Below are 10,223 nucleotides of genomic sequence, written 5' to 3' on the forward strand. Positions count from 1 at the left end.
AACTGGCATCTAATCACGAATTTAATTAGAATAGGTGCCGGTTTAGACCCTATTTTTAGTTTTCGGAGGATAATTCTGCGATGAGTAGTATTGAAGAGCGCGTCAAGAAGATTGTAGTTGAGCAGTTGAGCGTGGATGAGGGTGAAGTGACTAACGAGTCATCATTTGTTGACGATCTTGGCGCTGATTCACTCGACACAGTTGAGCTGGTTATGGCTCTTGAAGAGGAGTTCGGAACCGAAATTCCCGATGAAGAAGCTGAAAAAATTACCACTGTGCAGCAGGCGATTGACTATATCAACGCCCATCAGGCTTGATATCTTTTTAAGGCCTTTGATTGACGAGAGCCGCGACCATTTAGATGAATGGTCGCGGTTTTTTTGTCTCTGTTGAGCGAGTAAGGAGTTGATTTTGGCAAAAAGAAGAGTTGTCATTACCGGATTGGGTATGATCTCTCCTGTCGGGTTGTCGGTGGGGGAGTCGTGGGAGGCGATTAAGGCCGGTCGCAGTGGCGTCAAACTGATTCCCCATTTCGATACCACGAATTTTAGTGTCCGTATCGGTGGCACGGTGACCGATTTTGATGTTAGTCGCTACCTATCGGCCAAAGAGGCCAAAAAGATGGATCCCTTTATTCACTACGGGTTAGCTGCCGCGATTGAGGCGATAGAGGACTCTGGGCTGGAGGTGACTGAGGCGAACGCAGAGCGGATGGGTGTCTCTATCGGTTCGGGTATTGGTGGCTTGCCCGGTATCGAAAAGGGGTATGAGAGCTTCATGAAGGGGGGGCCGCGTAAAATCTCCCCTTTCTTTGTCCCTAGCAGCATTATTAACATGGTCTCAGGCCATGTCTCGATGCGTTATGGCCTGAAAGGCCCTAATATCGCCATGGCTACCGCCTGCGCGACCGCGACCCATAGCATCGGTGAGGCAGCGCGCATTATTGAGTATGGTGACGCCGATGTCATGATCGCTGGGGGGGCTGAGATGTCAACCTGTCCCTGTGGTCTCGGCGGTTTCGCTTCGGCGCGGGCGCTCTCTACCCGCAATGAGGATCCGGAGGCGGCTAGCCGTCCTTGGGATCGTGATCGTGACGGCTTTGTGCTCGGTGACGGAGCCGGTGTGGTGGTGTTGGAGGAGTATGAGCACGCTAGGGCGCGGGGGGCTAACATCTATGCCGAAGTTGCCGGTTATGGCATGAGTGGGGATGCCTATCACATGACACTGCCCGCTAAAGGGGGGGAGGGAGCTGCTCGGTGTATGGTGAACGCACTGCGTAACGGAGGGGTGAACCTACATGAAGTGGATTACATTAATGCCCACGGCACCTCGACCCCTGCAGGAGATCTTGCCGAAACCGAAGCGGCGAAGAGTACCTTTGGTGATCACGCCTATAAGCTCTGTATGAGTTCGACTAAATCGATGGTTGGCCATCTGCTAGGGGCCGCTGGGGGGGTTGAGGCGATCTTTACCGCGCTGGCTATCTACGAACAGGTGGCTCCCCCGACGATCAATCTTGACCATCCCGATGAGGGGTGTGATCTCGACTATGTTGCCAATGAGGCCAGAGAGATGCCCATCAATGTCGCGCTCTCCAACTCATTCGGCTTTGGGGGGACGAATGCCACTTTGGTGCTAAAGCGGCTCTCGTAAATAGGTAGGGAATGGGTGTGTGGCTGTGGTGCTGCTTAATGGGGTTGCGGTTGAGACGATAGCCGTTACCGACAGGGCGCTCCACTATGGTGACGGTCTGTTTGAAACGGTACGGATTAGCGGGGGGAGTGTCTGCTGGCTACCGAGCCACTGTCAGCGGCTGTGGCGCGGTTTTGAGCGGCTGCAGCTGCCGTTGGCATCGTTCGATTTGGCTATGGATGAGCTGCGGCAGTTGGCAGAACAGCTAGGTGATGGGATCATTAAGCTGATTATCAGTCGGGGCAGTGGCGGACGAGGTTACGCTCTGCCGGTACCGCCGCAGCCGCAGCGAATTCTGCTAACCCGCCCGCTTCCTGACTATCCACTCTCTCGTCCGGCACGGCTCTTCTGCTGTCAGACCCGCTTGGGGCAGCAGCCGCTTTTGGCTGGTCTAAAGCATCTTAACCGCCTAGAGCAGATTTTGGCTCGCAGCGAGTGGGGCGATGAGTATGATGAGGGGGTGGTCTGCGATCAGCGTGGTGCGGTGGCTGAGGGGGTGATGAGTAATCTGTTTTGGGTTAACCATGGCCAGCTACAGAGCCATCCGCTACACGACTGCGGCGTGCATGGGGTGATGCGGCAGCAGGTGTTGACCTATATCGAACAGCAGCAGTGGCCGTTTAGCTGGAGCAGTCAAATTAGCATGGCGCAGCTAGCGCAGATGGAGGAGATCTTTATTTGCAATGTCGCGATGGGAGTCTGGCCGGTGGGTGAGATAGGGGGGCGGGCGATGCGTTTGGGGCCATTCGGAGCAGCGCTGCGGGATCTGTGGTCATGACACGCCTGCTCTATCGCCTATTAGGGGCCTCGCTCCTGCTAGGGAGTCTCCTAGCCGGGTGGATCGGAATGGGTTTTAACCACTTTTCCGAGAGTCTGCTCAATGTCGATGGCTTGGTAGTGACGCTTGAGCGAGGCGATAATTTGCGTGATCTATCGCAAAAGCTTTACCAGCAGGGGGTGATTAGCCACAGCGACTACTTCTACTACCTAGGACGCTGGCACGGTTATGGCGCTAAACTCCGCGCCGGAGAGTTTAAGTTAAGTGGGGAGTTGACGCCGAAGCAGCTATTGCAACAGCTAGTGTCGCTGCCGCCGCGTCACTACAGTTTTACTCTGGTTGAGGGGTGGAACATTGAGCAGTTGCAGCGGGCAGTGGCGGCAGACTCTAAGCTGCAACACCAGCTTGAGGAGCGACTGGCGCCGACAGAGTTAATGGCTCGACTAGGGCTGGAGGGGCACCCTGAGGGGCAGTTTATGCCCGATACCTACCACTATACCCGTGCTAGCACTGATATTGAGTTGTTGCAGCGAGCCTATCGGGCAATGCAAACTTTTTTGCAGCAGCAGTGGCCTGAGCGACAGCCCGAGCTAGCGCTGAAAACCCCCTACGAGGCGCAAATTATGGCCTCTATTGTCGAAAAAGAGACCGGATTAGCGAGCGAACGGGCCGACATTGCCGGTGTGTTTGTGCGCCGTTTAAAGCGCAATATGCGTCTTCAGACCGATCCGACGGTTATTTATGGTCTAGGGGAGGCGTTTGATGGCAATTTAACCCGAGCCCAGTTGCGTCAGGATACCCCCTATAACAGCTACACCCGCCACGGCTTGCCGCCGACTCCGATTGCGATGCCGGGGCGAGAGGCGATAGTGGCGGCTCTCCACCCAGCTAAAGGTAGCTCACTCTACTTTGTTGCCCGAGGGGATGGTAGCCACCAATTTTCGGCGACACTTAAAGAGCATAATGCGGCAGTTAAAACCTATCAGTTGCGCTAGAGGTTAGAGCATAACATGAAGAAAATGTTTGAAGTTTTGCCTCTATTTGCGGTAGTAGGCTTAGTGGTGGTGTCGATTGCGTTCTACAGCGCCTTTAGTCTCTCAACTAAAATGGCCAGTGATTCGCTATTAACCGCGACACAGCAGGCCAATTTGACCGTCACCCGCATCTTTATGAATGAGGTGATGCCGCAGTTGAGGCCGCTTTTAGAGCTAGCGCAGGGACGGGCGCTTAACCAGGCCGAAATCGCTCTATTTGACAAGTTAGTCCGCCAATTTGCCCAGGATACCGATGTCTTAAAAATTAAATATTTTAATCTTGAGGGGATGACCCTCTACTCAACCGACCATAGCCAAATAGGGGAGGATAAATCGACCTACCCCGGTTTTATCGCCGCTAAGCGGGGTGAGTTAGAGAGTGAAATCACCTCACGCGATGTTTTCTATGCGATGGAGGGCAGGGTAGAGAGTCGAGAGCTCGTGTCGAGTTATCTTCCTCTCATTAACCGCCAAGGTGAGATCGAGGGGGTCGTTGAGCTCTATGCTGATCGCACTCAAACTGTCAAACGGAGTCAGGAGTCTGCTAACGAGTTAATCCGTTTTTTTGCGCCGATATTTTATGGTGTATTTTTGGTGATGTTTATCACCATAGTACACGGATTGCGCATTCAGCGGCAGCAGACTAAAGAGCTGCATAGCAATAGTGAACGCTTACGGGTGTTAGCTGCTGAGAATGTGGTGGCCCGAAAACGGGCGGAGGTGGCTGATAGGCTTAAAAGCGAGTTTTTAGCCAATATGAGTCACGAAATTCGCACGCCGATGAATGCCATTATTGGTCTGAGCCACCTCGCGTTGCAGACTGAGTTGAGCGAGCAGCAGCGCGACTACATTACCAAGATCGATGTCTCGGCCAATACCTTGCTTGGAATTATTAACGATATCCTCGACTTTAGTAAAATTGAGGCCGGAAGGCTCGATATTGAGCATATCCCATTTTCACTTACCGATATCATTCATCAGATAATGGAGATTATGCGCCACAAAAGTGATGAGAAAGGGTTGCGACTACGCCTAGAGGGGCTAGAGAGCATACCGCAACATCTATTGGGAGATCCGTTACGGATTCACCAAGTTTTGACCAATCTGATTAATAACGCCATTAAATTTACCCCCGAAGGGGAGGTGGTGCTGCGTATGGCGCAGCAAAGTGGTACGGAGGGTGCCCCGCAACTGCGCTTTAGCGTGATCGATAGCGGGATCGGCATGAGTGATGCGCAAATGCAGACTCTGTTTCAGGTCTTTCGCCAAGCCGACTCTTCGACAACGCGCAAATTTGGTGGCACAGGTTTAGGGCTAACGATTAGCAAACGGCTAGTCGAGCTGATGGGTGGGGAGATTGGTGTTGAGAGTCAGCTAGGACGGGGCAGTACCTTCTGGTTTACTCTGCCGCTGGCGATAGATACCGAGGCGCAGGTGAGTGACTCGGAGGAGCCATCGTTACCGATCGAAGGCGTGGTACAATATCCCGGTTGCAAAGTGTTGCTAGCGGAGGATAACCCGATTAATCGCCAAGTTGCGACTGAGCTGTTAAAGCTGCATGGTATTGAGGTGACTCATGCCGAAAATGGCCAAGTTGCGGTCGAATTAGCACAGCAGTACCCATTTAATTTAATCTTTATGGATTTACAGATGCCGCAGATGGATGGCTATGAGGCGAGTAGAGTGATTCGAGCCGCAGGGCTTACTGAGGTTCCGATTGTGGCGCTGACCGCTAACGCCATGAGTGGCGATCGGGAGTTGAGTCTGCAAGCGGGGATGAACGATCACATGAGTAAACCGTTTCCGCCGCAACAGTTAGCACTGATGCTGCATCGCTACCTCCTAACGGCCACGGCAGGCAGTCATGGCGCTGGAACAGGAGAGTGATTTTTGTCTGACGATTAGCGCCTCTTTCCCTCTGCGGGGGCTCTTTCTGCTGATGGTGGCGCTAGCGCTGCTGTCGATAGTGATAAGCCCGATTGGGTTGGGGTGGCAGCTAGGGTTACTGCTGTTCGTCGTCGCCTTGGCGTTACAGATCTGGTTTGGGCGAGCAGAGTTGGGTGGCAGGCCGCTAACGCTTATCTATGCTCAGCAGCGGTGGTGGTGGTTATCGCCCGAGGGCACACAGCAGCCGTTAGAGCTCTGCTGCTGGTATATCTGGCCCGATGAGTGGATTGTGATGAGCTGGCGTCGGCAGAGCTGGCCCTATTCGCTCGCTGCTGTATTGTGGGGCCAAGGGCTGGATAGGGAGGTTTTGCGACAGATTCGGGTGTTGTGGTGGCGAGGTGGCTCCGGCGAGGAGCACCACGAGCGGCTGCAATAGTTGTACTACAAACGATACCGTAACGATTACTATATGGATACACAAAGAGCATTTCAGCAACTCTATCAGTTTGTTAATTCTGAGATTATCGGTCAAGGACAGCTAGTAGAACGGCTGTTGATCGCACTCTTGGCCGATGGCCATCTTTTAGTCGAGGGGGCACCGGGGCTGGCGAAAACTCGCGCGATTAAGGTATTGAGCGAGGCGATTGATGGCGATTTTCACCGTATTCAATTTACCCCCGATCTGCTGCCGGCCGATCTGACCGGAACCGAGATCTTTCGTCCCCAAGATGGCAGCTTCCGCTTTCAAAAGGGGCCGCTGTTTCATAACCTGATTTTAGCTGATGAGATTAATCGCGCCCCCGCTAAAGTGCAGTCGGCACTACTAGAGGCGATGGCGGAGCGGCAGATTACTGTCGGTGCCGAAACCTATCGCTTGCCACAGCTCTTTTTGGTGATGGCGACTCAAAATCCGTTAGAGCAGGAGGGAACTTACCCTCTGCCCGAAGCGCAACTAGATAGATTTCTGTTGCATGTGACTGTGGACTACCCCGATCTGGAGGCTGAACGCCAAATTTTGGCGCTTAATCGGCGTGAATCTTGCCAAAACTTTGATCCTAATGGACGAGATCACCCGACATTAACCCAAAAGATGCTGTTTCAGGCGCGGGATGAGGTGTTAGGGCTCCATTTAGCCGAAGATCTGGAGACCTACATTCTGCAACTCATTTTGGCTACCCGAACCCCAGAGCGTTATGGCGACGATTTAGAGTCGTGGATTCAGTATGGCGGTAGCCCTAGGGCAACTCTTGCGCTGGATAGAACCGCCCGTGCTCGGGCGTGGCTAGCCGGACGCGACTATGTTGCTCCGGAAGATATTCAGACGATGGCCTATGATGTGTTGCACCATCGCATTATCTTAACCTACGAAGCGGAAGCGGAGGGGGTGACTCCCGACTACTTTATCAATGAGCTGCTAGAGCGGGTACCGCTGCCGTGATGAGAGTCGTGATCGTGGTAGGGCTGCTAGTGTGGCTGCTCGGCTGTGGAGAGGCCGAGGAGAGCCGTTACCAGCTCTACTTTTTTGGTACTGTCATCGATATGACGCTGTCATCGGGCAGCAGTAGTCAGCGTCAACAGGCGGTAACAGCGATAAAAGCCCGCTTTGCCCACATTCATGACGACTGGCATGCTTGGCAGCTAGGCAAACTCACTCGCCTCAATCAGCAGTTGCAGCAGCATGGCAGTGCTGTTTTGGATCCCGAACTAAAACCGCTATTACAGCAGAGCCTGGCGCTATCGGCGCTAAGCGGTGGCCGTTTTGATCCAACCATCGGCAAGCTGTTGCAGTTGTGGGGCTTTCAGCAGACGCTCCCTCCTGAGGGGATGCCCCCTCCATCAGAGGCTCTATTGCAGCAGTGGCTGCAGCAGCGACCGAGTAGTCGCGATGTGGTGATCGAAGGGGAGCGAATGACGACGACTAATCGGCAGCTTGCTTTCGATATGGGGGCGATAGCAAAGGGGTATGCGGTTGATGAGGCGATCGATATTTTACGCAAGCACCAAATTGGTGCGGCGATTGTCAATGCCGGTGGTGATTTGCGAGTGATTGGGCGCCATGGGGAGCGGCCGTGGCGGGTCGGTATTCGCCATCCACAAGGGGGCGGAGTGTTGGCAGCGCTAACCGCAGCAGGGGATGAGAGTATCTTTACCTCGGGTAACTATGAGCGTTATCGGGAGTATGAGGGGGTTAAGTATCACCACATTATCGATCCGATGACTGCTCGACCGGTAGAGGGGGTGACCTCGGTAACAGTTATCCATCGGTTCGGCACGGTTGCCGATGCGGCAGCGACTGCGCTGGTCGTTGCCGGAGTTGACCACTGGCCAGCGGTGGCACGAGCAATGGGGGTCGAGGCCGTCCTGCTAATGAGCGAGGCGGGGGTGGCCTACTTAACTCCCGCTATGGCTGAGCGAATTGAGTGGCAGACGCTACCGGTAGAGCAGGTTGTGGTGGATGTTAGCACCGACTGATACCCTGCTGCTGTGGTATCGTGACCATGGCCGACACGACTTGCCATGGAATCGAACTGACTCCCCCTACCGCATCTGGCTAGCCGAAATTATGTTGCAACAGACTCAGGTGGCGACGGTGCTCGACTACTATGACCGTTTTACCGCCCAATTTCCGCAGTTAGTGACGCTAGCTAAAGCCGATGAGGGGGCGGTATTGGCGCTCTGGAGTGGCCTAGGTTACTACCGTCGGGCACGCAATCTCCACCACAGTGCCCAAATAGTGCAGCAGCGCTATGGGGGGGAGTTGCCTCATCGCTATTCGGCGCTTGTAGCGCTCCCCGGAATTGGTCGTTCGACCGCTGGAGCTATACTAGCCCAAGCGTGGGGGGAGCGCTATCCGATACTAGATGGTAATGTGAAACGGTTTCTCTGTCGCTATCACGCTATTCGGCACTGGCCGGGAGAGAGTAAGATAGAGCGGCAGTTGTGGCAGTTGGCTGAGGAGTATCTGCCTCTGGCGGGGCAACCGATGCGTCACTACACCCGTGCGTTGATGGATTTTGGCGCGACTCTCTGCCGCCGTACACAGCCGCGCTGTTGTGACTGCCCGCTGCAATCTCAGTGCCAAGGCTATCGGCAGGGCCTTAGTGCCGAGCTACCGTTGCCGAAACCCAAACCTCGCAAGGTCAGGGAGCAGCGCCGACAGCAGCTTCTATTAATTATCGATGCTAGAGGCCGAATTTTACTGCAGCAGCGTCCACCTACTGGGGTGTGGGCCTCGCTCTGGTCGCTACCGCAGTGGTCTGGCTCCTTGGAGCAGCTATCGCACTACTTAGTCGATAGCTTTGGAGTTGCGTGCGATGGGGCGCAACCTCTGCCGATAGTTAAGCATCAACTGACCCATTTTGATTGGTGGCTAGAGCCGTTGCGGCTGCGGGTGAAGGGGGAGGCCCAGCCTAAGCTGGCCGATAGCCCTTTCGATTATCGTTGGGTGCACTTCGATGAGATAGGGCGCTTTGGAGTGCCCGCGCCGGTAAAGCGGCTGCTTCAGGAGGCGACTGCTCCATAGCCTCTGCTTGAAATTGTGGTGAGCGAACGATATTGTGGAGGCTGAAGCTGACAATGGTTTTTTGATTAATTATCTATGTGATGAGGAGAGAGCGAGATGTCGCGAATGGTGCAGTGCGTCAAACTAGGCAAGGAGGCTCTAGGGCTGGAACGGATCACCTACCCTGGAGAGTTAGGAAAGCGAGTTTTTGAATCGGTCTCACAAGAGGCGTGGCAGATGTGGTTAAAGCAGCAGACGATGCTGATCAATGAGTACCGTTTGACTCCGATCGATCCGAACCATCGCAAAATGCTCGAAAACGAGATGGAGAAGTTCTTCTTCGGCGAGGGAGGTAGTAAACCTGAGGGGTTTACGCCGCAGCTATAAGCTATAAGTTGGTAGCAAAGCTATCGATCCTCTACCGCCCATTGTTGCCGGCCCGATTTTGCGCCATGTTACGGCTCAAAATTGGGTGGTGTGGCTGGCAACCTCCTATCCTTACCGCTTCTCGATAGAGCTCTTCTGCGGCGATAGACCGCTAGGTGAGCGGCGAGTTGTGACGCACGAACCGGAGCTGACACAACTACAGATTGGCCAACGGGCTTGGATTTCGCTGCTTGACATAAGATGGTGCTCGCCTCTGGTTGAGGGGCAGCCTATTGCCTATCAGTTGTGGCTGCATCGTGCAGCGGACGATGCAGGTCAGCCGTTGACGCAACTTCTGCCACACCTCTGCTACCCCGATCAACCGTTACCGCAGGTGATCATCCAGTCCCGTTTAAACTCAGTTTTGCACGGCTCTTGTCGTAAACCGCACCATCCCGGTGGTGATGCGCTGGTTCAGGGCGATTATCTGTTACAACAGGCGTTAGAGCAGCAGCAGCCGCTACCGTCACTGCTGTTGATGAGCGGCGATCAGATCTATGCTGACGATGTGGCCGGGGTGATGCTGGCGGCGATTCATGAGACCATTGAGCTTTTGGGGCTATGGCCGGAGTCGTTACAGGGAGCTGAGGTGGCCGACAGTCGCGAACTGTTTGCTAGTGAGTATTGCTACTATGGTCGGGAGAACCTGTTGCCCCACAACAGGGCCGCTGATGCGGTACGCAAACGGCTGTTTACTGGGGTGCGCAAACCGATATTTACCTCCGATTCAGCCCAAAACCATCTCATTACCCTCGCTGAAGTGGTGGCGATGTATCTGCTCATCTGGTCTCCACAACTATGGCCGCTGCTACCGCACCATCGACAACGAATTCCGAAGGCGAAACTGCCGTTAACAGTCGCAGAGATTGAACCGCTGCAACAGTTTTGCCAAGGGTTGAGTCGG

General features: G+C 54.3%; 11 protein-coding genes (1 of these 11 only partly in view). All 11 read left to right on the forward strand.

From position 1 onward, the window contains the following. The first annotated feature begins 80 nt into the window (after positions 1 to 80). Positions 81 to 317 (forward strand): acyl carrier protein, encoded by a 237-nt coding sequence (locus D5085_11360; protein QEP43665.1) that lies wholly within the window; start codon positions 81 to 83, stop codon positions 315 to 317. A gap of 94 nt (positions 318 to 411) precedes the next feature. Beyond that, entirely contained in the window at positions 412 to 1,653 is a 1,242-nt protein-coding gene (gene fabF / locus D5085_11365) for a beta-ketoacyl-[acyl-carrier-protein] synthase II (GenBank protein QEP43666.1), read from the forward strand. A 19-nt stretch (positions 1,654 to 1,672) separates the two neighbouring features. Further along, a complete protein-coding gene (locus D5085_11370; GenBank protein QEP43667.1) occupies positions 1,673 to 2,470 on the forward strand; it encodes an aminodeoxychorismate lyase in 798 nt (265 codons plus the stop codon). Next, positions 2,467 to 3,465 carry an endolytic transglycosylase MltG gene (gene mltG, locus D5085_11375; GenBank protein QEP43668.1) on the forward strand — a complete coding sequence of 333 codons (999 nt, stop codon included), beginning with the start codon at positions 2,467 to 2,469 and terminating at the stop codon, positions 3,463 to 3,465. Before D5085_11370 ends, mltG begins: the two co-directional genes overlap by 4 nt. A 15-nt stretch (positions 3,466 to 3,480) precedes the next feature. Next, positions 3,481 to 5,391, forward strand: a complete 1,911-nt coding sequence (locus tag D5085_11380) for a response regulator (GenBank protein QEP43669.1) — start codon at positions 3,481 to 3,483, stop codon at positions 5,389 to 5,391. Then, positions 5,369 to 5,827 carry a hypothetical protein gene (locus D5085_11385; protein ID QEP43670.1) on the forward strand — a complete coding sequence of 153 codons (459 nt, stop codon included), beginning with the start codon at positions 5,369 to 5,371 and terminating at the stop codon, positions 5,825 to 5,827. The genes D5085_11380 and D5085_11385 overlap by 23 nt, the downstream gene beginning before the upstream one ends. 33 nt (positions 5,828 to 5,860) lie before the next feature. Beyond that, complete coding sequence (locus D5085_11390; GenBank protein ID QEP45142.1) at positions 5,861 to 6,829, forward strand: MoxR family ATPase; 969 nt, start codon at positions 5,861 to 5,863, stop codon at positions 6,827 to 6,829. Continuing rightward, positions 6,829 to 7,863 (forward strand): FAD:protein FMN transferase, encoded by a 1,035-nt coding sequence (locus tag D5085_11395; GenBank protein QEP43671.1) that lies wholly within the window; start codon positions 6,829 to 6,831, stop codon positions 7,861 to 7,863. The genes D5085_11390 and D5085_11395 overlap by 1 nt, the downstream gene beginning before the upstream one ends. Beyond that, a complete protein-coding gene (mutY, locus tag D5085_11400; protein QEP43672.1) occupies positions 7,847 to 8,914 on the forward strand; it encodes an A/G-specific adenine glycosylase in 1,068 nt (355 codons plus the stop codon). Before D5085_11395 ends, mutY begins: the two co-directional genes overlap by 17 nt. 96 nt (positions 8,915 to 9,010) lie before the next feature. After that, positions 9,011 to 9,280: an oxidative damage protection protein gene (locus D5085_11405; protein ID QEP43673.1), complete on the forward strand. Its 270-nt coding sequence runs from the start codon at positions 9,011 to 9,013 to the stop codon at positions 9,278 to 9,280. A 22-nt stretch (positions 9,281 to 9,302) separates the two neighbouring features. After that, positions 9,303 to 10,223: the 5' portion of an alkaline phosphatase family protein gene (locus D5085_11410; protein ID QEP43674.1), read on the forward strand. It continues 969 nt past the right edge of the window; only the first 921 of its 1,890 coding nucleotides appear in the window; it begins with the start codon at positions 9,303 to 9,305; its stop codon lies beyond the right edge, outside the window.

The sequence above is a fragment of the Ectothiorhodospiraceae bacterium BW-2 genome (genome assembly GCA_008375315.1).
GTDB lineage: Bacteria > Pseudomonadota > Gammaproteobacteria > Thiohalomonadales > Thiohalomonadaceae > BW-2.